The sequence below is a fragment of the Brachybacterium tyrofermentans genome (assembly GCF_039526165.1).
Lineage (GTDB): Bacteria > Actinomycetota > Actinomycetes > Actinomycetales > Dermabacteraceae > Brachybacterium > Brachybacterium tyrofermentans.
Window position 1 is genome coordinate 1 of the sequence record NZ_BAAAIR010000049.1, and the last position, 22,879, is coordinate 22,879.

A 22,879-nucleotide genomic window follows, 5' to 3' on the forward strand; every position below is an offset into this window, starting at 1 on the left:
AGCAGCCGCCGCACCATCCCAGGCCTCCTCGCCTCAAGCCCCCACCGACCGGGAGTGTTGCTACGACGCTATGACACCACCCTGACCCGCGAATCGAAATCGGCGAAGAGCTCGGGGGATGCTCGCGGAAAAGGGCAGATTATGGCGGATACGCTCGTCGAGCGGGTCACAGGGGCGACGAGCGTCGATGCTATTCCTGTCGAGGTCACTCTGCTCATGACAGATACGACGTTGCTCGGTGCGGAGAACAAGTCTGCGTGGATGGAGGGATTCCCGATCCCCGGTCGCGCGGCACGCGATATTGCGCTCGGAGTCGCCTCTGCGCCAGCAGAGGAACCCTTCAGGGCATCGGATCGTCCTGGTGCTCCTGGTGCTCCTGTTACCGAGCACTCGTCGCAGACACCCTCCGATGAGTCGCCAGAGGATGTGTCACCACAGCACCAGGCGATTCTCGAAGCCGCCGCAGAACCGCCGAAGGGGCCACAAAGCCCGCCGTTCAGCGAACCGCACGTCGATTTCGCCTCCTCGCCACCGGAGCGAGATAGCGCCTCATCGCCACCGGAGCGACGCGTGCTCGAGGACGCGAAACGCTGGATCCGACGTCTGTACACCGACCCGCGCACCGGCGAGCTGACCGCAGCGGATCCTCGTCGGCGTCTGTTCCGTGGCGCTGTACGTCGATTCATCCTGCTGCGGGACCAGAGATGCCGCACGCCCTGGTGCGATGCCGCCATCCATGATCTCGATCACTCGACCAGATACTCCGAGGGCGGAGGGACCACCATCGACAACGGCATCGGGTACTGCCAGCGCTTCAACCTGGTCCGGGAGATCCCGGGCTGGGAGACCAGCATCGAGCCCGCCGAGGAGGGGAAGCCGGCACGCCTGATCATCGTCACCCCTGCCGGCCATCGGTACAGCTCGACCGCGCCAGCCCTGGTGGATCCGGAGCTCGTGGCGACCGGGCTCGGGACGAACGGACCCGCGGCGAACGGAAGGGGGCCGGACGGAGTCGGAGCCGACGGCACCACTGCGCATGACCCGTCCGAAGACGACACAGCTGCGGTCTGTTCTGCGGCGGACGCCTCTGCAGAAGACGGCGCGGTGCGCAGCGCTGGCACCACCGGTGACGACGGCACGGTGGAGGACATCTCCGGCGGCGACGCAACGGGCAACGAGAGTGCTGGCAAGAAGCCCGTGCGCGACGAGATCACGGGCAACCGGATCATGGGTGACGGGACCCCGGGCGACGCGGCCGCACGCGCGAGCTGATCGTCCGGCCTGACCCCTGACGTGCTCTGCCCGACCCAGACGCACCCGGTCAGGGCGCTGTTGCAGCGAAGTCCTAGTCCGTGTCCCACGACGTGCACGCTGCCTAGCCGCGATGCTCTCGCCTGGCAGAATAGAGAGATGGAGCCGAAGACGACACCGCAGAGCACGCCCGTACCCCATCGCACTGCGGAGGGCGGCGACGCCGGGTCCCCGGGCGGCACCCGCCCGAACATCGTCTTCATCCTCACCGACGACCACGCCGCGCACGCGATCAGCGCCTACTCCGGCCGGGTCAACAGCACGCCGAACCTTGATCGGATCGCAGCGCAGGGAGCCCGTCTCGACTCGCTGTACTGCACGAACTCCATCTGCACACCCAGTCGGGCGACGATCCTCTCGGGCACCTACTCGCACATCAACGGCGCCGCGACGATCTACTCCGGTTTCGACTACCGGGTGCGCACCTTCCCCCAGGTGCTCCACGACTGCGGATATCGCACCTCGCTGTTCGGCAAGTGGCATCTGGGCCACGAGGAGCGCAACGACCCCCAGGGCTTCGACGAGTGGCGGATCTACCGCGGCCAGGGGGAGTACAACGATCCGGTCATGTACGGCATCGACGCCGACGGCGAGCGGGTCGATGCCGTGGTCCCCGGCTATGCCACCGACACCGTCACCGATCTGGCCCTGGACTGGCTGGACCGCACGCAGGCCGAGGACCCGGAGTCGCCGTTCTGCCTGCTCCTGCACCACAAGGCCCCGCACCGCAACTGGATCCCGCACCCCCGCCATGCGGACCTCTATCCCCTGGAGACGATCCCGGAGCCGGACACCCTCTTCGACGATCACGCGACCATGAGCCGCGCGGTCCGCGAGGTCCGCATGAGCATCGCCGACGACCTCACCGAGAACGACCTCAAGCAGCCCCTGCCCCCGGAGCTCCAGGGCGCGGAGAACCGCGAGGCCCGCACCCGCCGCAACTACCAGATCTACATGCGCGACTACCTCCAGACCATCCAAGCCATCGACGACTCCACCGGGCGGGTGCTCGCCGAGCTGGAATCGCACGGCTTGGCGGAGAACACGATCGTCGTCTACACGTCGGACCAGGGCTTCTTCCTCGGTGACCACGGCTGGTTCGACAAGAGGCTGATGTTCGACCAGTCCCTGCAGATGCCGATGATGGTGCGCTGGCCCGCCACGATCCCCGCCGGAACGGTGATCGATGAGCTCGCCACCAATGTCGACCTCGCCGCCACCCTGCTCGACGCTTGCGGCATCGACCCCGAGGAGACCCTTCCCGATCAGCAGGGACGCAGCCTCCTCCCGCTGCTGGACGGCACGGCGGACGACACGACGCGCGCCACCTGGCCTGATGCGATGTACTACCGCTACTGGGAGCACGAGGACCCCTCGCACGATGCCCCGGCGCACTACGGCATCCGCACCGCCACCCACAAGCTGATCCACTACTACGGGGACGGAATGGGGGCGCCCGGGGCGTCCGACGCGATCCGCGAGGCCGAGTGGGAGATGTACGACCTGGTCGCGGACCCCGCCGAGCTCACCAACATCGTCGACGACCCGTCGCACGCCGGGACCCGTGCGGAGCTCGAGCGCAGACTGGCGGCGCTTCAGGACCAGGTGGGGGACAGGCCGTACGAGGGCCCGGACACCCCGCGTCCCGAGTGGGGCCGGTGACCCGTCGGCCTTGCCGGTGACTCGTCGGTCCTGCCGGTGACTCTCGTACGGGGCTGATGCCGCGCTCATGTCGAGCGCGGCATCACCGTCACGAACAGGCCGATCGCGCCGAGGATGCCGAGCACGAGCATCCATGACCCGACGTGCACCCCGGACAGGGCGACGACGAGCAGTCCCGCGAGGACGCTGACCGCGAGCACCAGCAGCAGTCCGCGGCCGCCCAGGATCCAGGCCGACCGTTCGAACACCCCGTGCGCGGGGAGCGTCGCGGCCAGGGCGAAGGCGACGTGCGACAGCAGCAGGGCGAGCCCCACTCCGGCTGCCCGCAGCAGCGACAGATCACCCTGCCCGGCGAGCGCGAGGATGATCGCCGCGGGAGCCAGCAGACCGACGTCGCTGTCCGGGCGCAGAGCCTGCACCAGCAGGGATCCCATCACGGCGAGCGTGATGATGCCGGTGCCGATGTGCACGAACAGCCCGCCCGGCAGGGTCCCGACCAGGGCGAGGAGCATCGCGCCGATGCCCACCAGGCGGAGCAGCCAGTGCGTGGCGCTGACCCTCCGCAGTCCCAGCAGGAACTCGGCGATCGGATCGATGAACGCTCCCAGTCGCATCAGGACCTCCTCATCCGCGGGGCGGTGCGCGCCGCGGAGAGCGACAGCAGCACGGGGGCGAGCGAGGACGGGCCCTCCCAGGCGGTCACCGGGACTCCGGCCTCCCGCAGCTCACGGATGGTGGTCTCGCGCAGCAGCCGCCTCATCGCCCAGGCCTCGGGCCAGAACCGGTCCGGGGAGACGCCGTCGGCGCGCAGCGGCTTCCCGTTCAGCACGGAGACGTCACCGATGCTCGGGGGCAGGGTGTCCACGACGATCACGTCGGCCCCATACGCCACGAGCTCACCGATCTGTGTGATCACCTCCGTGCGGAGCAGCGGCGAGCAGACCACCGTGAGGGTGCCGGCTCGCACGGCTCGCAGGCGTCGGGCGGGGCGGAGCTGGTCGTCGTCCCGGCCTGCGCGGGCGAGGGCGTCGGTCAGCACGCGCAGCTGCCGCGGGCCGGTGCCGGCGGGGACGGGCCCGATCAGGTGCCCGATGTCGAAGACGGAGACGCGGTCGCCGGCGGTCAGATAGTGCCGCGCCACGGCGGAGGTCGCGCGGATGGTCATGTCCAGGCTGGTCGGATCCTCGCCGTCCGCCCACGGAGCGGGAGCGATATCCGCGATCGTGTCCGTGACGATGAGGACCTCGGTGTCCTGCTCGGTGAAGGTGGCATTGGTGTGGAGCTGACCGGTGCGCTGGGAGACCCGCCAGTTGATCCGGTGCAGCCGGTCACCGGTGCGGAACGTGCGCACCTCGGAGAGCGCGGTGCCGTCCCCGCGCCGTCGTGACAGATGCACTCCGCTGACGCCGATCGGCGTGGGCACCTCGACCGGGGCGTCGAGCACTGTCGCCGACGGCACGACCTGCACGTCCGGGGCGGAGAGCTCCAGCTGGTCGCGGAAGGCCCCGAGCTGGTCGGTGACCAGCACGTGCACGGGGCCGACGCGGACCCGGCCCCAGCGCTGGGCGCTGAGGCGCAGCTGCAGATGTCCGTCGCCGGCGGTGGAGCCGTACCGCGGGGCGAAGTCCGTCTGGGGCCGCATCGGGAAGGTCGCCGCCGTGAGCACGCCCGGCGCGGTGGTCAGCGAGATGATCGCGGAGCCGCCTTCCTCGAGGGTGCGTCGGCTCGCCTGGATCCGAGGGGGCGCCGACTCCTGCTCGGGGGGCGCCACGAGCCGCAGGGCGAGCGCCACCAGGGCCCAGACCAGCAGCGGGAGACCGGCCAGGATCAGCGCGGGCTTCCCGACCAGCACAGCGAGGGCCGTCGCGGCGCAGCCGACGATGGCCGCACGCAGGAGAGCGGCCGTCGGGCGCCTCCGGGGCCTCGGGGAGGCTTGAGCCCCTGGGGAGGACCGGGCTTCAGATGACGACCGGACCCCTGGTGACGACTGGGCCCCAGGTGACGACCGAGCCCCTGGTGAGGACCGGTCCGACGACGGCATCGAGGTCACGCCGAGGCGCCCGAGGTCGCCATCGCGGCGGCGTCGACGGCGGCGGGGACCGGGACCTGGTCGAGCACGGACTCGACCACGCCGGCGCCGGTCGCGTTCTGCAGCCACAGCTCGGGCTTCACGGTCACGCGGTGATCGAGGGCGGGATGCGCGAGGGCCTTGATGTCCTCCGGGACCACATAGGTGCGCCCCCGGATCAGCGCGAGCGCGCGGGCGCAGGTGATCAGGGCGAGGGTGCCGCGGGGTGAGGCGCCGACCAGCGCGTGCTGGTGGCGGCGGGTCGCGGCGACCAGCTCGACCGCATAGTGGCCCACGGACTCCTCGACGTGCACGTCCTCCACGGCGGACTGCACGGCGAGCAGTCCCTGTGCGTCGAGCACCTCGGGAACGGCCTGCTCCTCGCGGCGCCGGTCGATGCGCCGGGAGACGACCTCCCACTCCTGCGCGGCCGTCGGATATCCGAAGGACAGCCGCAGCAGGAAGCGGTCCAGCTGGGCCTCGGGCAGGGGATACGTGCCCTCGTGCTCGACGGGGTTGGCGGTGGCGAGCACGTGGAACGGCTGCGGGAGCGGCCTGGTGGTGCCCTCGACGGACACCTGACGCTCCTGCATCGCCTCGAGCAGCGCCGACTGCGTCTTGGGAGGCGTGCGGTTGATCTCGTCGGCCAGCAGCAGCCCGGTGAACACCGGGCCGGGGCGGAACACGAACTCGCCCGTGCGCTGGTCGAACACCTCGGCGCCGGTGAGGTCCGCGGGCAGCAGGTCGGGCGTGAACTGGGCGCGCTTGAAGGGCAGCCCGAGCGCCTGGGCGAAGGATCGCGCCGCGAGGGTCTTGCCGAGGCCGGGCAGGTCCTCGAGCAGCACATGGCCGCCGGCGAGGATCCCGGTCAGCACCAGCTCGAGGGATTCGCGTTTGCCGATCACGGCGCCCTCGACGGCGTCGAGCACGGCCTTCGCAGCGGCGGTGGCGGCGGTGGCCTCGGCAGGGGGCATGGGGGTGGGCTGGTTCATCGGTCCCTCTCCTCGCCGGTGGCGAGTTCTCGGAGATAGCGGTGCAGGGCACGTCGGTCGATCGGGCCGACGGGATGGCTCTCCGCGTCGGTGTGGCGGGAGTCGGCGATGAGCCGGGTGAGCTTCTCGCTCAGAGGTGGGGCGGCGGGGTCCTGCGCTCGCTCGTCGGCGATGTCGCCGAGCGTGCGCGCGAGGCCGCGGGCGGTCATCCGACGGTTGGGCTGGGCGCCGTGGATCAGGTCCTCGAGGCGCCGCACGCGCATGTCCCGAGCATGGGGCAGCGCGTAATCGGCGTCGAGGTCCAGCTCGGGGGCGTGCAGGGGATCATCGCGGGTCGCCCCGCTCTGGGCCATCCACCAGATCGCGCCGATCGCCAGCCCCACGGCGACCGGCAGCGGCAGCGGGATCCGCATGCCCAGCAGCGACAGCAGGCCGACGATCGCGAGCGCGATGAGGACCCCGATCGCGAGGCGCACCAGCAGCCGGGTCATCGGGCTCTGGGGGAGCTGCGGGCGTGGGCGGGTCATCGGACCTGCCCGTCGGCCGGGGTCTCGACGTCGGCGGTCAACCGGTCCAGCAGACCGATGGCCTCGTCGCGGTCGGCTTCGCGGAGCGGCTCGGGGTCGAACAGCGCCCGACGGTAGAGGTGTGCGAGGCGGTCCAGGGAGGGTCGATCCAGCTCCAGGGTGCCGAGCACCTCGACGACGAACTCGAGGGTGGTGCGGGAGGGCAGGCGCCGGATCCCGGCCTCGGCGATCGCGTGCTCCAGGGCGAGCCAGGCCGCGATCACCGCATCGTGCGCGTCGACCACCGTGGAGAGGCTGGCGCGGGCGTCGTCCAGGGCGGCGCGCGCCTGGGCGGGCGTGAGCTCCTCGTCCGCGGTGGCCTCCGCCAGCTCCGGGGCGGGGCGGGCCAGCTTCCGCATCCGGTACAGCACCCAGATGGCTACCGCCAGGAGGACCGTGCCGATCACGAGCAGAAGTACCAGAGGCCCGCCGCCGGACTGGCCGGAGTCGGGTTGCACGGGCTGCTGGAGACCGGTCGGCATCTCGATCTCCGGCACCTCCTGGGGCTCCTGGGTGCGTGGCGAGAACTCCCACTGGCCCGAGCCGTCGGAGGTGATGCCGGGGCCGCGGTCCGCGGCGGCGCCGAGGGTGACCAGCGCGAGTCCGGCCAGCGCCAGGACCAGCAGCAGGGTGGCCACGAGGCGGCGATGGGTGCGGGCCGTTGCGGTGGAGTCCGGTGCGGTGGCGTCCGTCCCGGGGGAGTCGTCGGTGCTCAGGGCTCCTCCCCGGTCGTGGGTGCGCCGGGAGCGGGGCTGCCGTGCGGGGACGCGACGATGATCGACTGCTCCCCGGCGATCCGGGTGAGGATCAGCGTCGCGGACTCGTCGCCGAAGCGGCGCGGGCGCAGCTTGCGCCGCAGCTCCTCGGGCTCCACCGCGGTGCCGCGCTTCTTGATCTCGAGCACGCCGAGGTGGTGTTCGCGCAGGTAGGCGCCGAGTCGCTTGAGGCCGAAGGGCATCACATCGCGCACGGCGTATCCCCGGGCGAAGGGGGTGTCCACCCGCGCATCGCCGGTCAGATAGGCGATGGTCTCGTCCAGGGTGTGAGCCTCGAGCTCCCGGGCGAGGCGGCCGATGAGGCCCGCGCGGATCACGGCGCCGTCGGGCTCGTAGACATGGGCGCCGAGCGGGCCGGGGAGGGGGTCGGTATCGACGCCGCCGTCGGAGCCCGTGCCGCCGGCGGAATCCGCTGCGCGGTCCAGCCGGTGCGCGCCGGTGCGGTCGATGAGCACGGCCGAGGAGCTCACGCCCTCGCGGGCGAGGGGCCCGAACCAGGCCGTGGCCTCGAGGACCTGCCCGTGGTACGAGAGCCACTGGGTCTCGATGTCCCGTGGGAGCGCCGACCGGTCGATGCCGGGGCCGAGCTTCGCCCCGAGCGGGCCCACGCCGCCGTCGGTGCCGAGCCGACGGGCGAGCTCGAGCACGGCGGACAGCGGAGGCTCGTACTCCTCGGGGTCGTGGAGCCGGCGCGTCCCGCTGCGGGTCGGGGCACGGCGGGCCGGATCCAGCCAGATGCCCTCGGTGTCGGTCGGATCGTGCCCTTCGGCCTGCCCCAGCCGCACCGTGGCGGCGGGGAAGGATCGCAGGTTCATGGTGGCGACGGCGACCGCGAGGGGATCGCGGTCCACGGCGTGCACCTCGAGACCCAGCCCGGCCAGGGCCATGGCGTCTCCGCCGATGCCGCACCCCAGGTCGGCGACCGAGCGCACCCCGGCGCGCTGGAAGCGTTCGGCGTGCATCGCCGCGATCGGGAGCCGGGTGGCCTGCTCGAGGCCGTGCGGGGTGAAGACCATGGAGGAGGCGAACTCGCCGAACTTGTCGACCGCCTTGGCGCGCAGGCGGGACTGGGTCATCACGGCGGAGACCAGCTCGGCGGGGTGGCCGGCGTCGCGAAGCTGGGCCCCCTGTCGCAGGGCGTCCTTCTCGCGATACGGGGGAAGGGAGTTCAGCAGTGCCCACCCGCTGCTCTGCAGGACGGGCTCGAGGGCGCGCACGCCGGCCTCGGAGCCGTCGGGGGAGGGGGAAGCCATGCGGACCAGGCTACCCGGTGGACATGTGTCGGGCATCACGGGTCCGCGGGGCGGCCCTGTCGAGTGCGGATCGGGGTGCCGGGCACCCCGACGAGGCCCGCTGATCAGGCGCGGGCGTCGAGCACGAGCTTGCCACGGGTGTGGCCGTGCTCGAGCAGGCTGTGGGCCTTGGCGATCTGGTCCAGCGGCAGCACCCGGGAGACCTCCAGCGGGTAGCGGCCCGCCCGGATCCCCTGCACCAGGCGGTCCAGACGGTCGCGGCCGGGCTTGATGCGGGGCACCTTCGCGTCGACCCCGCGCTCGTGCGCGGGGGTGAGGTCCGCCAGGGTGGGCAGCGTGACCAGCAGGCCGTTCTCGGCGATGTGGTCGAGGCTCGGCAGGAACGTCGAGTGGTAGTGGGTGTCCAGGACGACGTCCACCCCGCGGCCCTCGGTCGCCCGGCGCATCTCTGCCTCCCAGTCGCCGGTGTCGTACGGGACCGGGACGGCGCCCAGCTCGCGGATGCGCTCGGCGTTGGCCGCGCGGCCGGTGGCCCACACCTGCGAGGCACCGGCCTCGAGGGCCATCGGGATCAGGAGCTGCCCCACGCCGCCGCTGCCGCCGTGCACGAGGACCGTCTGACCCGGTTCGATACGAGCGGTGTCCTCGATGGTGGCGATCGCGGTCAGGCCCACCAGGGCCAGGCCCGCCCAGCGGGGGAGGTCCTCGTCGTCGATCTCGTCGGGGATGGGGGCGAGATCGTCGGCCCCGATCGCGATGAGCTCGGCGGCCACACCGCGGGGATCACCGGGGGCACGCATGCCGAACACGCGGGTGCCGGGCATGAGGCCGCGGGAGCCGAGCTCGGCGTCGTCGAGGTCGCTGCCGGCGCTGACCACGGTGCCGGCCATCTCGCGGCCGGTGCCGGCGGGCAGCTGCAGGTCCCGGGACATCCCCGAGGAGCCGTCGCGCACCTTGTAGTCCAGGGGGTTCAGTCCCACATAGGAGACTCGGACCAGCACCTCATCGGGCTGCGGCTCCGGGGGAGCGGCATCGGAGTGGAGGGTCAGGACCTCGGGGCCGCCGAAGCGGTCGAAACGGATCTCGCGCATGCCCCCATTCTGCACCCCCGGGCTGGCCGATGGCAGGGTGCACCCTGCGATGTGGATGGGGGATCATGGTCGACGAGCACGGACAGCGCCGCCCGCCGGCAGTCCGCCGCAGAGACGCACCGAGGAGGATCATGACCGCCCCGCGCATGGACCTGTGGCAGTGGCGTGATCTCCTGCTCCAGGAGATCCACCTGCCGCCCACCGTCGTCGACACTCCGGTGCACGAGGCCGTGGGCTCGGTGCTGGCCGTGAGCCTTCGCAGCCCGGAGGACCTCCCGGCGGTGCCGCTCGCGGCGATGGACGGCTTCGCCGTGCGCCGTGCAGATCTGACGCCCGGCCCGTGCACCCTTCCGGTCAGCACCGAGATCGCCGCGCGTCCCGGGGCTCTCGCCGCCCTCAGGCCGGGGACCGCGGCCCGCATCATGACCGGCGCCCCCGTGCCGGAGGGTGCTGACGCCGTGGTCGAGGTCGAGGCCACGGACACCGATCCCTTCGGGCCGACGCCGCGCACGGTGTCCTTGCGGCTCGACGCCGTCCCGCCGCGGCAGCGGCACATCCGTCGGCCGGGCGAGGAGGTCGCGTGCGGGGAGGAGCTGGCCCTGGCCGGGGACCGCGTCGGCGCCGGGCTGGTGGGCCTGGTGCGGGCGCTGGGCCTGCGCGACCTGCCGATCCGACGCCCGCTGCGCGTCGCGATCGTCGTCACCGGGGACGAGCTCATGGGCGATTCCCCCCGCCGCGGAGCGATCAGCGCATCAGCCGACGGAATGGAGGGGGCGCCAGCCCCCGAACCCGAGGTCGGGCTGGTGCGCGAATCCAACGGCGCGATGCTGGGCGCCGCCCTCCACACCGACGGCGCCGAGGCCCGCGCGTTCCACAGCGGCGACGCCCATGAGCAGCTGCGGAGCACGCTCGAGGAAGCGGCCGAGCATCACGATCTGGTGCTGACCACGGGCGGCATCGGTCATGGCGCCTTCGACGTGGTCAAGACCCTGCTCGGCGAGAGGGGCACCGGCAGCTCTCGCTTCGAGCACATCGCCCTGCGCCCGGGCGGTCCTCAGGGGTACGGGCATCTTCCCGACGGCACTCCGGTGGTCCACCTGCCCGGTACGCCCGTCGGCGCTCTGGTGGGCTACCACCTGTTCGTGCGTCCCCTGCTGGCGGGAGCCGGGGCGGAGATGCGACGGGTGCTCCGGGGCGAGGCGACTCCGAGGGACGGAGCCGTGAATGGCCCGGCGTCGCACTCGAGCGCCGCGACGAGCAGATGGCGGCGGCCCGATCACGTGCACGCGATGCCGGGCCGTCTGCGTCGGGACGCGGAGGGGCGGGAGGTCGTGGATCTGCTGCCGGGCCGACGGCTCACGCCCTACGGACGGGCCGACGCCATCGTGCTGGATGGCGGGCCCGACCGGCCGGTCTCCGAGGGGGCTGTCTCCGGCGGGGCTGTCGCCGACGGGCCGGTGTCCGACGACGGCGTCGAGGCGGCCACCGTGCTCGTGGTCCCGCTGTGAGCGCGTTCGGGGTGCGAACAGGGTGCCGGCACCGCGCTGAGCGCTGAGCACCGAGCACCGAGCACCGAGCGTTGAGCATGGGGCACTGAGAACGGGCCCGGGTACGGAGGAGTCAGCCCCGACGGGTCAGAGCTTTCGGAGGGGGTGCTTCTCCAGCTGACGGGTGCGCGCCCGGTCGCGGTCGCGTGCCTGAGTGCGGCGTGCGTGCCGACGCTGGATGACGGACCGCGCCCAGGACACGGTGATCACGGCCGAGGCGCCGAGCCCGAGCCCGAGCGCGAGGGCCGCGAGCCAGGGGCTGTAGAACCATCCGGCGACGGGGAACATCAGCAGCGCCACGAGGCCCACCGGCCAGGGGCCGATGTCGCGATGGCCGAGCAGATCGGCGGCGATGACGGCCGCCGCGACGCCGAGGGCGAGCACGAGAAGGTGCAGAAAGGTCACGATTCGAGCATAGCCGTGTGCCTGGCAGGTACCGGGCGGTCAGTTCGTGACAGAACAGTGGACGAGGAGGCGTTAAAGTGTCCACGTGTGAGCGGGGAGACCTGGAGCACACCACGACCAAGGGCAAGCACGTGCGCCGCTCCACGCCGATGTGGCCGGTGACGATGACCGCCCGGTGCGAAAGGCCCAGTACGAAAAGTCCAGTACGAAAGGCCCGGGACGAGGGAGCAGCTGGGAAGCAGGGTCCTGATGACGTGCCCGGAAGTACGAGAAGTACGAGCAATACGAGAGGACAGCAGGGGAATGGCTGAACATGTGTTGAGGAGACAGCGTGATTAGGTTCGTCTCTCTGAGAGTGCTCACCTACGCGATCCTGGCGTTCGTCGCCACGAGCTTCGCGTACCTGCTGGCCGCTTCTCTGATGCATCCCGAGGAAGTGCTCTACCCGCCGATCGCGACGGAGCCGTTGCCTCCGGCGACCGCACAGATGTACCTCGACGTGCGCAACGTCAACCCGGATACTCCGCTCTTCGAGCGGTACGCCACCTGGCTCGGGGGACTGGTCCGCGGTGACCTCGGTGTCACCACCGGCACTAACAAATCGATGACCCCGGTCATCGAGGAGCTGGGCACCCGCATCCCGATCAGCCTGCGCCTGGTGGTTCTCGGCACCGTGATCGGAACCAGCCTCGGCATCGTGCTGGGCATGATCGCGGCCGTGCGTCGCGACTCCCTCGGTGACCGTGCCTCCACGCTGCTGGCCTTCTTCGTGCTGTCTCTGCCCACCCCGGTGATCATCCTGATCGTGCAGCAGATCAACCAAGGGGTCATGGATACGACGGGGTGGGGGCTTCCGGCCATCAACCCGATCAACCCCCTGCTCGAGCCGGGCTCCTGGGAATCGATCTCGTACCAGATCAAGGCCCTGATCATGCCGACGATCGTGCTCGCGGTCACCGCGGCGGCGTCCTACTCGCGGTACATGAAGGTCACCACGCTCGACGTGCTGGGCAGCGACTACCTGCGCACCGCCCGCGCCAAGGGCCTGACGAAGGGTCGAGCGATGAACCGCCACGGCCTGCGGATGGCGCTGATCCCGATGGGTCAGTACTTCGCCTTCGCCGTCGGCGGCGCCTTCTCCGGCTCCCTGTTCGTGGAGCTGATGTTCAACTGGCAGGGCATCGGGCGTTTCGCGATCTCCGCGATCCAGATGGCCGATGTCAACGGGACCGCCGGCGTGGTCCTGTACAGCGCCATCCTGACCTTGCTCTCCGCGACCTTCGCAGACTTCCTGCAGGGCGCGCTCGACCCGAGGATCCGGTGAGACGATGACGAACCCCAACGACATCCGCGGGACCGGTGACGCGGCGAAGCTGCGCGAGACCACCGAGCCCGAGGCGAACCCGGTCCTCGGCTCCTCTCTCGACGATCCGCAGTTCCGCGACGCCGAGCTCCCCGAGGACAGCGAACCGGCACGCGAATCCCTCGGCCGTGGCGAGCTCCTGCGTCGGCGGTTCCTGCGCAGCAAGAGCGCCTGGGTCGGCATGATCGTGTTCGGTCTGCTCATCGTGCTGGCGATCTTGGGCCCGATGATCTATCAGTACGGGCCCTTCGAGCGCGATCTCCGCAACGCGCTGACCGGCCCGAGCAGCTACCACTGGTTCGGCGTGAACGAGAACGGTCTCGACATCTTCGCGCGCACTATGCAGGGCCTGCGGATCTCGCTCGTGATCGGCATCGGCACCGCGTTCCTCACCTCGTTCCTCGCCCTGGTGGTCGGCATCGTGGCCGGCTACATCAGCCACAAGGGCAAGTGGGGGGCGTTCGGCGACGGCGCGCTCGTCAACCTGATCAACCTCTTCCTGGTGATCCCGTCGATCCTGCTGCTCATGCTGTTCAGCCCGGCGCTCCAGCGTGCCTCGTGGCTATGGATGATCCCGCTGCTGGCCGGCTTCGCCTGGATGCTCACGGCCCGCGTGCTGCGCGCCATGACCCAGCAGCTGGTGCGCACCGAGTACGTGGAGGCGGCCCGCTTCATGGGCGTCAACCCGATCATCACGATGACGCGCCACATCATCCCCAACATCGCGAGCTGGATCATCATCGACACCACGCTCGGGGTCAGCGCCGCGATCCTGGGCGAGACAGGCCTGTCGTTCATCGGTTTCGGCATCCAGTACCCCCAGGTGTCGCTCGGCACCGTGCTGCAGGGATACAACATCTCCGCGCCGTACACCTGGGTGCCTCCGGCGGCGATCCTCGCCGCCCTGGTCATCTCCATCAACCTGATGGGCGAAGCGCTGCGTGACGCCCTCGACCCGACCAGCGGCTCCGGCCGGCTCTGAGGGGACTCCGAATGTCTGAATCGATCCTGTCCGTCCGGGACCTGAGCGTCACGTTCCCGTCCGAGTACGGCACCGTCCGCGCCGTCCAGAACCTCTCCTACGAGGTGTACAAGGGCGAGGCCCTCGCCATCGTCGGGGAATCCGGCTCCGGCAAGTCCGTGAGCTCCCTCGCGGTGATGGGGCTGCTGCCGCGCACCGCCACCATCACCGGTGAGATCGAGATGCTCGGTCAGAAGGTCTTCACCTTGAACGACCGCCAGCTCTCGGCGCTGCGTGGCAACTCCGTCTCCATGGTCTTCCAGGACCCGCTGTCCGCCCTCACCCCCGTCTACCGGGTGGGCCAGCAGATCGCGGAGGTCGTGCGCATCCACCACCCCGAGGTCTCGGCCGCGCAGGCCGAGAAGCGGGCGGTCGAGCTGCTCGACGCCGTCGGCATCCCGGAGCCCGCACGCCGTTCCGGCCAGTACCCGCACGAGTACTCCGGCGGCATGCGACAGCGCGCGATGATCGCCATGGCGATCGCGAACGAGCCCGAGCTGATCATCGCCGACGAGCCCACCACGGCCCTCGACGTGACGATCCAGGCCCAGGTCATGGACCTGCTGAAGTCGGCCCAGGAGATGATCGGCGCGGCCACCGTGCTGATCACCCACGACATGGGTGTCGTGGCCGGTTTCGCCGATCGGGTCCTGGTCATGAAGGACTCCCGGATGGTCGAGACGGGCGGTGTCGACGACATCTTCTACCGACCGCAGGAGGAGTACACGCGCAACCTGCTGGCCGCCGTGCCTCGGGTGGACATCGCCGATGCCGAGGGCTCCAAGAGCGTGGCGGGCACGGCGATGCGCAAGATCGCCGACGCCGTGGACGCCGACGCTCCGGTGATCCCCCGCGAGGAGCGCCCCGCCGTGCTCGAGGTCGAGGACCTGGCCAAGGTGTACCCGATCACCAAGGGCGCGATCGTGCGCCGGAAGGTCGGCGAGCAGCGGGCGGTCGACGGGATCTCCTTCGACATCCGCGAAGGAGAGTGCCTCGCGCTGGTGGGGGAGTCCGGCTGCGGCAAGACCACCACGCTGATGGAGATCATGCAGCTGCGCACCCCGCAGGAGGGCGTGATCCGCATCGGAGGCACGGAGACCGGAGCCCTGACCCGCAAGGATCGGGCGGCTCTGCGCTCGGACATCACCATGGTGTTCCAGGACCCGATGGCCTCGCTCGACCCCCGGATGCCGATCGCCGACATCATCAAGGAGCCGATGCGCGTCCAGGGCTACAGCAAGGAGCGCATGGACGAGCGGGTGGACTGGCTGTTGAAGATGGTCGGGCTGCTGCCCGAGCACGCGGCACGCTTTCCCACCGAGTTCTCAGGGGGTCAGCGCCAGAGGGTCGGCGTGGCCCGCGCCCTGGCCTGCGATCCGAAGCTGATCGTGCTCGACGAACCGACCTCCGCCCTCGACGTGACGGTCCAGGCCGGCGTGCTGGCGATGCTCGCGGATCTGCGGGCCCGGCTCGGTGTGAGCTTCCTGTTCGTCTCGCACGACCTCTCCGTGGTCCGCCACATCTCGGACCGCATCGCCGTGATGCAGAAGGGGAAGATCGTCGAGCTGGGGGACACGGAGGACGTCTTTTCCGACCCTCAGCATGAATACAGCAGAGAACTCCTTTCCGCGGTGCCGATCCCGGATCCGGAGATCGCGCGTCAGCGCCGACGCAACATCATCGATCGGTCCCGTTTCGACGGGCCGGAAGGGATGATGGATCGCCCGGTACTGCCCTCCTGACCTGCGAGTCCTCGGCACGAGCAGAGCGGCGACGAGAGTCGTCGCTCTGCCCGTGCGCCCTTTGTGGAATAGCCGTGGATCGGCCCGTGAATCGTTGTGTTGCGAACGGGTAACAGGCTATTGGGGAACCCCTCTCGGAGAACCTTCTGATGCCTAGACTGGACGCACCGCAGGCGAGGACGCGACCACGGTGGTCACTGTCAAGGATCGCTTGCAGGTCATGACCATCGAGCGGGCGCGAAGATCTCGGAGCCCGCGGCTGAAGGAGAAACACATGCGTTTGACGAGGCGTTCGATGCTGGGGGCGACGGCTCTGACCGTCTCGATGACGGCTCTGGCCGCGTGCAGCAAGGACCCGGGCACCGGCGGGGGCGGCTCCGGCGGGAGTGACGGGGGCGGCGGCGAGCAGATCGCCGCGGATGCGAACGACATCAACGCCAAGGAGCGTGACGAGCTCGGCGAGGGTGGCGTGCTGCGCCTCGCGAACAACGCGTTCCCGGCGAACTGGAACAGCAACCACAGCGATGGCAATGAAGCCAACACCACCGCAATGATGAATGCGATCTATCCCGGTCTCTACCAGTACTCCGCCGCAGGCGAGGTTACGCCTAACCCGCACTACACGAAGCGGCTGGAGCTAACCTCCGAGGACCCGCAGGTCATGGAGATCGAGCTCAACGAGGGTATGACCTGGTCCGATGGCACCCCGATCGATTACAAGTCGATCGAGAACGTCTTCAAGACCATGGATGGCTCGAAGGAGGACTACGGCATCGCCTCGTCCTCGGGCTACGAGCTCGTCGAGAAGATCGAGCAGGGTGACAGCGACCTCATCGCTGTCATCACCTTCAAGGAGAAGTACGCCGACTGGCAGGGCCTCGCCGGGGTCATGCCGGATTCGCTCGTGGAGTCCGCGGATGCCTTCAACACCGGGTGGGTCGACGAGCCGCTCGTGACGGCAGGCCCCTACAAGATCGGCAAGATCGATGCAGGCAACAAGACCGTGCTGCTCGAGCCCGATGAGAACTGGTGGGGCGACAAGGCACTGCTGAAGCAGGTCCTGTTCACCACCATCGAGGACCCGGCCGCGACGGCGACGAGCTTCCAGAACGGTCAGCTCGATGTCATCGAGACCACCGTCCCGGCCACCTACTCGGTCGTCGAGCCGATGATCGGGCAGGGCGCCACCCTGTGGAAGGCTGCGGGCCCCAACTGGACTCACATCACCCTGAACGGTGCCGAGGGTCGGCCGCTCGCGGACCAGGCCGTGCGCCAGGCCATGTTCCGCGCCATCGACCGTGAAGAGGTCTTCCTCTCGGTCAACGCGACGATGCCGTACCCGAAGGACACCGAGGCCCTCAACAACCACCTCCTGATGACCAACCAGGACGGGTACCAGGACAACTCTGGCGATCTGGGCACGTACGATCCCGAGGCCGCCAAGAAGCTTCTCGAGGACGCCGGCTACACCATGGAGGGCGACAAGGCCACCAAGGACGGCAAGGCCATCGAGATCACCTACGTCTACAACGACGGCTCGAAGACGAACGAGGCCGTGGTCCCGGTCGTCCAGGAGCAGCTCGCCGCCGTGGGCATCACGATGAAGGTGCAGAAGGTTCCGCCGACGGACCTCTTCGCCAAGTACGTCATCCCCGGCGAGTTCGACCTGACCCTCTTCGGCTGGGTCGGCAACCCGTTCCTCTCCTCGGGCGATTCCATCTGGAAGACCGACGGCGAGCAGAACTTCGGCAAGATCGGGGACGAGGAGACGGACAAGCTCATCGATCAGGCCGCGGTCGAGACCGACCCCGCGAAGCGCCTGGAGACGATCAACGAGGCCGACGCGAACCTGTGGGAGCTCGCCGGCGTCATCCCGCTGTGGCAGTCCTACGACTTCTTCGTGCAGGTCGACGACCTCGCGAACTACGGCGCGTGGGGCTTCCAGAGCCCGGATTGGACGAAGATCGGCTACGTGAAGGGCTCGGCCAAGCTGGAAGGCTGACCCGACCCTGACCAGGAGGCCCCGAGCGGAGACGCTCGGGGCCTCCTGCTGTGTGTCTGGTGTCTGGTGTCTGGTGTCTAGTGCCTGGTGCTTGGTGTCACGGTGCTTCGTGGCGATGGGCCGCGTCCCGTCGCTCTCCCACTCGGGGTGGCTGTGGGGGAGACTTGTCGGCATGACGCGTGATGAGCACCAGGCCTCCGGGCCTCCCCAGATCCGCGATCGCATGATCGAGGCGGCTCGGCTCGTCTCGACAGCGGCCGAGGAGCGGTACACGCGCCAGATGCGTCTGCCGCAGCTGGGCGAGCTGGGCCAGCGCCGGCTCGCGGCGGCGAAGGTCGCCGTGATCGGTGCCGGAGGCCTCGGCGCCCCGGTGCTGTCCTACCTGGCCGCAGCCGGCGTCGGCCGGATCACCGTGTTCGACCCGGACACGGTCGACGCCACGAACCTGCACCGGCAGGTCCTGTTCACCGCCACGGACGTCGGCCGCTCCAAGGCCGTCGCCGCTGCCGAGCACCTGCACGCCCAGAACCCCGAGGTCGCGGTGACGCCGGTGGTGGACGTGGTCACCCCAGCCACGGCGCTCGAGCAGCTCGCCGGGCATGACCTGGTGCTCGACGGCACCGACAACTTCCCCACCCGCTATCTCGCCTCCGACGCCTGCGAGATCCTCGACCTGCCGCTGGTGTGGGGGTCGATCCTCGCCTTCTCCGGACAGGTCAGCGTGTTCTGGGGAGCCGGTGGTCGCGGCGTCACCTACCGCGACGTGCATCCGGTGCCGCCGCGGCCCGGGGAGGTGCCCAGCTGCTCCGAGGCGGGCGTGCTCGGCATGCTGTGCGGGGTGATCGGTTCGAGCATGGCGATGGAGGCCGTGAAGGTGCTCGCCGGCATGGGCGACGTGCTCTTCGGGCGCCTGGCCCTCTACGACGCGCTGCGCGCCCGCTGGGACGAGATCCCGATCGCCCGCGATCCGCGGCGGGCCCCGGTGACCGAGATCGAGGATGTGATGCTAACGTGCGGCCTCCCGGGGCCGACGGGCCCGGCGACCGACGAGGTCGCCGTCGCCGATCTGCCGGGCCTGCTGGCTGCCGGGGTGCGGGTGATCGACATCCGGGAGCCCGCGGAGCTGGCGGACGGCCTGGTGCGCGGCGCCGAGACGCTGCCGATGGGTGCACTGCTGGCCGGCGCCGATCCATCGCTCGAGGGCGCGGTGCTCTACTGCGCCGCCGGTTCCCGCTCGGGCAGCGCCCAGCGATCGCTCGCAGAGCGCGGCATCCAGGTGCGGTCGCTGCGGGGCGGTTTTGCCGCTGTGGTGGCTGAACGACGTGCCGACGATCGGCGCGCCGTCGTGGATCCCGGGACCGGGGTGGATCCGGAGGCCGGGATCGACATCGTGCGCCCCGAGGCCTGATCTGCCTCCGGTGGTCTTTCGAGATCAGCCGGAGATCTTCCAGGATCAGGGGGTTTCCGTGCTCAGCCGCCGGCGAAGGGCGGCAGCACGTCGAGCCGGTCCCCGTCGCGGAGCTCCTGGTCGCGGTCCGTGCAGGCCACGGCATTGACCAGGATGCTGGAGCGGTCGATCACGCGGGCGGCGTCGGGGGCGGCGCCGCGAAGGAGATCCGTGAGCGCCTCGCGCACGGAACCGCCCTGCACGGTCGCGACGTCGGCCCCGTACTCGGCGGCGGCGCCGGCGAACAGGCGCACGGTGAGAGTGGGGGTGGAGTCGTCGTGGGTCATGGCTCTCCTGCCTCAGCCGCCGATCGCGCTCATGGGGCGCTCGGGCTGGATGAAATCGTCGCGGTCCATGCCGTGGCCGGCCTTCTTGCCCCACTGGGCGGCGCGCCAGATCTGCGCGATGTGCTCGTCGTCGGCCCCGGAGCGCAGCGCGCCCCGCAGGTCGGTCTCCTCCCGGGAGAACAGGCAGGTGCGCACGCGGCCCTCGGCGGTGAGCCGGGTGCGGCGGCAGTCCGCGCAGAACGGTCGCGTCACCGAGGCGATGATCCCGACCCGGCCGCGATGGAGGCCGGAGATGCGGTCCTCGACCTCGAACAGCTCGGCGGGGGCACCGTTGCGGTCCTCGGCGACCGGCGTGAGCGTGTAGCGGTCGGCGAGCATGGAGTGGACGTCGGACGCGGAGATCATCGTGCCGCGGTCCCAGATGTGGTCCGCATCCAGAGGCATCTGCTCGATGACGCGCAGCTGCAGCTCACGGGTCAGGCACCAGTCCAGGAGATCCGGGAGCTCGTGGTCGTTGACATCGGGCAGCAGCACCGCATTGACCTTGATCGGGTCCAGGCCCGCCTCGCGGGCGCCCTCGACCCCGGCCAGCACGCGGTGCAGCAGGGGGCGGCGGCTGAGGCGCTCGAAGGTCTCGGAGACCACGGAATCCAGGGATACGTTGATGCGGTCCAGGCCGGCATCGCGCAGTCGCGCGGCGCGGTGGTCGAGGCCGATCGCGTTGGTGGTCAGCGAGATGTCCGGACGCTGGGGGAGCGCGGCGACCCCGGCGATGATCTCCTCGAGGTCCGGCCGGGTCAGCGGCTCGCCGCCGGTGAAGCGCACCTGCTCGATGCCCAGGCGCTCCACACCGATCCGTACCAGGCGCACCACCTCCTCGACGCTGAGCATCTGCTCCTTGTTCAGGAACGTGAGGCCGGAGGCGGGCATGCAGTAGGTGCAGCGCAGGTTGCAGAAGTCGGTGAGGGAGAAGCGCAGATCCGTGGCCTCGCGACCGAAGCGGTCGGCGAGGGCCGGGGTCGCGGGGCGGTCCGAGATGTCCGGGAGCGCGGTGGCGGTCTCGTCCGTGGTGCGCAGCTTGGGGATGCCCAGGCCGATGCGTCGCGATGCCATGGTGCCGCCTCCTCTCGCGATGGTCCGGCGGGGCCGGGGAGCGGCCGCCGCGATGCAGCAGGAGTGCTCCCGCCCCGTCCCAGGATAGGCGTTCTCCCCGGGAAGCAGGCGGGACGGCTGTCCGCCGGCCCGTTCGGCGAGGGCCTGCTCGGCTGGGCCGGTTCGGTGAGGGGCCGCACGGCGAGGATCTGCTCGGTGGGGGACCCCGCGGCGGTGGTCCATCCCGCGTGGTCGCTCGACGCGCCTATCCTGGACGGGGCCGCGGACGTCGGCGGCCCGTACCTCGCCCGACGGGAGACCTCACACGATGGCTGGTGCCGAGCGCATCCCCCTGACCGATCACGTGGCCGACGCGATCGCGCTGCTCGCCGACGTGCGCCACGGCGAGGTGGTGCCACTGGACGGGGAGGCCGTGGGCCGGGTGGCCCGCGGCGATGACCGGGCACGGGTCGACGTTCCCGGCGTCGACAACTCCCAGATGGACGGGTACGCCCTTGCGAGCGCCGATCTCCGGGCGGCCCTCGGGACGGCCGGCTCCGGCCCCGCTTCGGGGGCTCAGCCACTGACCCTGCCGCTGGGCCCCACGATCGCCGCGGGCGACGCACCCGGGACCCTCGCCGCGGGCACCGCCCGGCCGATCATGACCGGCGCGCCGATCCCGGACGGCGCGGACCTCGTGATCCCGGTCGAGGAGAGCGATGCGGGCCGCTTCGCCCCAGCCGTCGTCACGGACTCGGCTGCTGCTCGGCCAGCGACCGCAGAGCCGACCGTGTCGCTGACACCGCTCTCGGGCGAGCCCGGGCGCTTCGTGCGTCGGCGCGGCTCGGACACTCTGCGCGGTGACACCGTGCTGCGCGCCGGCCAGGTGCTGACCCCCGCCCGGATCGCGCACCTCGCGGCCTGCGGGCTCGGTGATGTGGAGGTCGAGGCGCGGCTGCGGGTGATAGTGCTGTCCACCGGCAGCGAGGTCGCCGGACCGGACGCCGCCCCCGTCGACGGCGGGGTGTTCGACGCGAACGGGCCCGGGCTGGCCGCCGCCCTCCGTGCGGCCGGCGCCGACGTGGTCGCCCGCGCCACCGTGCCCGACGACGCCGCCGCACTGGTGGACCAGCTGCGGGGACTCGTCGCCGAGCATGACGCGGACCTCGTGGTGACCAGCGGGGGAGTGAGCGCCGGAGCCTTCGAGGTGGTGCGCCACGCCGCCGCCGGCACCGGCGTGACGATGGCCTTCCCGAAGGTCGCCCTGCAGCCGGGCGGACCGCAGGGCATCGGCACCCTCGACCTGCCCGACCGTCGGGTGCCCTGGCTCGCCTTCCCCGGCAACCCCGTCTCCGCCCTGATCAGCTGCGAGCTCATCGCCCGCCCGGCGCTCGGGGCGCCGCCCCGCACCCGCCTGCGCCTGCCCGTGCAGCTCGAGGCGGACGAGCCCTCGCCGCCCGCCCTCGAGCAGTACCGTCGGGCGCGGCTCCTGCCCTCGGGCCGGGTGCGCCTGATCGGCGGTGCGTCCTCCCATCTGATCGGGAGCTTCGCCGCCGCCGACGCTCTCGTGATCGTCCCCGCCGGGATCGACATCGTGCGCGACGGCGACACCCTGGAGACCCTGCTGATCCCTGGAGGAGAGTCATGAGCGACGCTGCAAGCATCCCCGTCGGCCTGTCCCATGTGCGGGCCGACGGCTCCGCCCACATGGTCGACGTGACCGACAAGGCCGTCACCTCCCGCGAGGCGACGGCCCGCGGCGTGCTGCGCACCCGCGCCGATGTCGTCGACCGCATCGCCCGCGGCGACCTGCCCAAGGGGGAGGCTCTCGCGACCGCCCGCATCGCCGGGATCATGGGCGCCAAGCGCACCAGCGATCTCGTGCCGATGTGCCATCCGCTGCCGCTGAGCGGGGTCGAGCTGGATCTCGTGCCGCAGGGGGACCGGGTGGAGATCACGGCGCGCGTGCGCACCCAGGGCGTCACCGGGGTCGAGATGGAGGCGCTCACGGCGGTCACCGTCGCGGCGCTGACCCTGTTCGACATGATCAAGGCCGTGGATCACCTGGCCGTGATCGACGGCGTGCAGGTGCTCGCGAAGTCCGGCGGCAAGAGCGGGGACTGGACCCGGGAGAGCGAGACCGCCGGGACGGCGCGCATCGCATCGGAAAGAGAAACCGCAGAGCAGAAGCGGATGACACGAGAGTTGACAGCGCAGGAGCCGACAGCACACGAGCCCACAGCACAGGAGCCGA

18 protein-coding genes and 2 pseudogenes are annotated in these 22,879 nt (G+C 70.7%); 10 read left to right on the top strand and 10 right to left on the bottom strand.

Annotation, left to right across the window (positions count from 1 at the left end):
- A pseudogene (locus ABD093_RS17015) lies at window positions 1-1,272 on the top strand (hypothetical protein); the annotation flags it as partial.
- A 138-nt stretch (window positions 1,273-1,410) separates the two neighbouring features.
- A complete protein-coding gene (locus ABD093_RS17020) occupies window positions 1,411-2,973 on the top strand; it encodes a sulfatase family protein (RefSeq protein WP_343926006.1) in 1,563 nt (520 codons plus the stop codon).
- A 65-nt stretch (window positions 2,974-3,038) separates the two neighbouring features.
- Here the strand turns inward: ABD093_RS17020 and ABD093_RS17025 are convergent, their stop codons facing one another.
- From ABD093_RS17025 to ABD093_RS17055, 7 genes are all read right to left on the bottom strand, one after another.
- Window positions 3,039-3,587 (bottom strand): hypothetical protein, encoded by a 549-nt coding sequence (locus tag ABD093_RS17025; RefSeq protein WP_343926007.1) that lies wholly within the window; start codon window positions 3,585-3,587, stop codon window positions 3,039-3,041.
- Window positions 3,587-4,825 (bottom strand): DUF58 domain-containing protein, encoded by a 1,239-nt coding sequence (locus ABD093_RS17030; protein WP_343926009.1) that lies wholly within the window; start codon window positions 4,823-4,825, stop codon window positions 3,587-3,589. The genes ABD093_RS17025 and ABD093_RS17030 overlap by 1 nt, the downstream gene beginning before the upstream one ends.
- Before the next feature lie 194 nt (window positions 4,826-5,019).
- A complete protein-coding gene (locus ABD093_RS17035) occupies window positions 5,020-6,033 on the bottom strand; it encodes an AAA family ATPase (RefSeq protein WP_343926011.1) in 1,014 nt (337 codons plus the stop codon).
- Complete coding sequence (locus ABD093_RS17040) at window positions 6,030-6,560, bottom strand: hypothetical protein (protein WP_226851022.1); 531 nt, start codon at window positions 6,558-6,560, stop codon at window positions 6,030-6,032. Before ABD093_RS17040 ends, ABD093_RS17035 begins: the two co-directional genes overlap by 4 nt.
- Window positions 6,557-7,237 carry a DUF4129 domain-containing protein gene (locus ABD093_RS17045; RefSeq protein ID WP_343926013.1) on the bottom strand — a complete coding sequence of 227 codons (681 nt, stop codon included), beginning with the start codon at window positions 7,235-7,237 and terminating at the stop codon, window positions 6,557-6,559. Before ABD093_RS17045 ends, ABD093_RS17040 begins: the two co-directional genes overlap by 4 nt.
- A 74-nt stretch (window positions 7,238-7,311) precedes the next feature.
- Window positions 7,312-8,628: a class I SAM-dependent methyltransferase gene (locus ABD093_RS17050; protein ID WP_343926015.1), complete on the bottom strand. Its 1,317-nt coding sequence runs from the start codon at window positions 8,626-8,628 to the stop codon at window positions 7,312-7,314.
- Between the two features lie 104 nt (window positions 8,629-8,732).
- The gene (locus tag ABD093_RS17055) at window positions 8,733-9,719 is read right to left on the bottom strand and encodes an NADP-dependent oxidoreductase (RefSeq protein ID WP_343926017.1); all 987 of its coding nucleotides are present in this window, start codon (window positions 9,717-9,719) and stop codon (window positions 8,733-8,735) included.
- Between the two features lie 131 nt (window positions 9,720-9,850).
- Between ABD093_RS17055 and ABD093_RS17060 the strand changes: the two genes are divergently transcribed.
- Window positions 9,851-11,227, top strand: coding sequence for a molybdopterin molybdotransferase MoeA (locus tag ABD093_RS17060; protein ID WP_343926019.1), 1,377 nt, complete (start codon window positions 9,851-9,853; stop codon window positions 11,225-11,227).
- A 126-nt stretch (window positions 11,228-11,353) separates the two neighbouring features.
- Here the strand turns inward: ABD093_RS17060 and ABD093_RS17065 are convergent, their stop codons facing one another.
- Window positions 11,354-11,671, bottom strand: a complete 318-nt coding sequence (locus tag ABD093_RS17065; protein WP_193119372.1) for a hypothetical protein — start codon at window positions 11,669-11,671, stop codon at window positions 11,354-11,356.
- 331 nt (window positions 11,672-12,002) lie between these two features.
- Between ABD093_RS17065 and ABD093_RS17070 the strand changes: the two genes are divergently transcribed.
- The 5 genes from ABD093_RS17070 (at window position 12,003) to ABD093_RS17090 (ending at window position 19,207) form a co-directional block, all read left to right on the top strand.
- A complete protein-coding gene (locus ABD093_RS17070) occupies window positions 12,003-12,995 on the top strand; it encodes an ABC transporter permease (RefSeq protein ID WP_343926021.1) in 993 nt (330 codons plus the stop codon).
- 4 nt (window positions 12,996-12,999) lie between these two features.
- Window positions 13,000-14,016, top strand: coding sequence for an ABC transporter permease (locus tag ABD093_RS17075; protein ID WP_343926023.1), 1,017 nt, complete (start codon window positions 13,000-13,002; stop codon window positions 14,014-14,016).
- Between the two features lie 11 nt (window positions 14,017-14,027).
- Entirely contained in the window at window positions 14,028-15,797 is a 1,770-nt protein-coding gene (locus ABD093_RS17080; RefSeq protein WP_343926025.1) for an ABC transporter ATP-binding protein, read from the top strand.
- A gap of 274 nt (window positions 15,798-16,071) precedes the next feature.
- Window positions 16,072-17,799 (top strand): ABC transporter family substrate-binding protein, encoded by a 1,728-nt coding sequence (locus ABD093_RS17085; RefSeq protein WP_343926027.1) that lies wholly within the window; start codon window positions 16,072-16,074, stop codon window positions 17,797-17,799.
- A 172-nt stretch (window positions 17,800-17,971) separates the two neighbouring features.
- The gene (locus ABD093_RS17090) at window positions 17,972-19,207 is read left to right on the top strand and encodes a ThiF family adenylyltransferase (protein WP_343926029.1); all 1,236 of its coding nucleotides are present in this window, start codon (window positions 17,972-17,974) and stop codon (window positions 19,205-19,207) included.
- A gap of 62 nt (window positions 19,208-19,269) precedes the next feature.
- On the opposite strand, the gene ABD093_RS17095 is transcribed toward ABD093_RS17090, so the two are convergent.
- Window positions 19,270-19,533: a MoaD/ThiS family protein gene (locus ABD093_RS17095; RefSeq protein ID WP_343926031.1), complete on the bottom strand. Its 264-nt coding sequence runs from the start codon at window positions 19,531-19,533 to the stop codon at window positions 19,270-19,272.
- Between the two features lie 12 nt (window positions 19,534-19,545).
- Window positions 19,546-20,646: a GTP 3',8-cyclase MoaA gene (gene moaA, locus ABD093_RS17100; protein WP_343926033.1), complete on the bottom strand. Its 1,101-nt coding sequence runs from the start codon at window positions 20,644-20,646 to the stop codon at window positions 19,546-19,548.
- 307 nt (window positions 20,647-20,953) lie between these two features.
- On the opposite strand from moaA, the gene ABD093_RS17105 reads away from it, so the two are divergent.
- Both ABD093_RS17105 and moaC read left to right on the top strand, forming a co-directional pair.
- Entirely contained in the window at window positions 20,954-22,273 is a 1,320-nt protein-coding gene (locus ABD093_RS17105; protein WP_343926035.1) for a molybdopterin molybdotransferase MoeA, read from the top strand.
- A pseudogene (moaC, locus tag ABD093_RS17110) lies at window positions 22,270-22,758 on the top strand (cyclic pyranopterin monophosphate synthase MoaC); the annotation flags it as partial. The gene ABD093_RS17105 and the pseudogene moaC, both read left to right, overlap by 4 nt.
- Between the last annotated feature and the right edge of the window lie 121 nt (window positions 22,759-22,879).

Coding starts and splice junctions, on each gene's coding strand:
- ABD093_RS17020 (WP_343926006.1), top strand. CDS start 1,411: ATGGAGCCGAAGACGACACCGCAGAGCACGCCCGTACCCCATCGCACT.
- ABD093_RS17025 (WP_343926007.1), bottom strand. CDS start 3,587: ATGCGACTGGGAGCGTTCATCGATCCGATCGCCGAGTTCCTGCTGGGA.
- ABD093_RS17035 (WP_343926011.1), bottom strand. CDS start 6,033: ATGAACCAGCCCACCCCCATGCCCCCTGCCGAGGCCACCGCCGCCACC.
- ABD093_RS17040 (WP_226851022.1), bottom strand. CDS start 6,560: ATGACCCGCCCACGCCCGCAGCTCCCCCAGAGCCCGATGACCCGGCTG.
- ABD093_RS17050 (WP_343926015.1), bottom strand. CDS start 8,628: ATGGCTTCCCCCTCCCCCGACGGCTCCGAGGCCGGCGTGCGCGCCCTC.
- ABD093_RS17055 (WP_343926017.1), bottom strand. CDS start 9,719: ATGCGCGAGATCCGTTTCGACCGCTTCGGCGGCCCCGAGGTCCTGACC.
- ABD093_RS17060 (WP_343926019.1), top strand. CDS start 9,851: ATGACCGCCCCGCGCATGGACCTGTGGCAGTGGCGTGATCTCCTGCTC.
- ABD093_RS17075 (WP_343926023.1), top strand. CDS start 13,000: ATGACGAACCCCAACGACATCCGCGGGACCGGTGACGCGGCGAAGCTG.
- ABD093_RS17080 (WP_343926025.1), top strand. CDS start 14,028: ATGTCTGAATCGATCCTGTCCGTCCGGGACCTGAGCGTCACGTTCCCG.
- ABD093_RS17085 (WP_343926027.1), top strand. CDS start 16,072: ATGCGTTTGACGAGGCGTTCGATGCTGGGGGCGACGGCTCTGACCGTC.
- ABD093_RS17090 (WP_343926029.1), top strand. CDS start 17,972: ATGACGCGTGATGAGCACCAGGCCTCCGGGCCTCCCCAGATCCGCGAT.
- ABD093_RS17095 (WP_343926031.1), bottom strand. CDS start 19,533: ATGACCCACGACGACTCCACCCCCACTCTCACCGTGCGCCTGTTCGCC.
- moaA (WP_343926033.1), bottom strand. CDS start 20,646: ATGGCATCGCGACGCATCGGCCTGGGCATCCCCAAGCTGCGCACCACG.
- ABD093_RS17105 (WP_343926035.1), top strand. CDS start 20,954: ATGGCTGGTGCCGAGCGCATCCCCCTGACCGATCACGTGGCCGACGCG.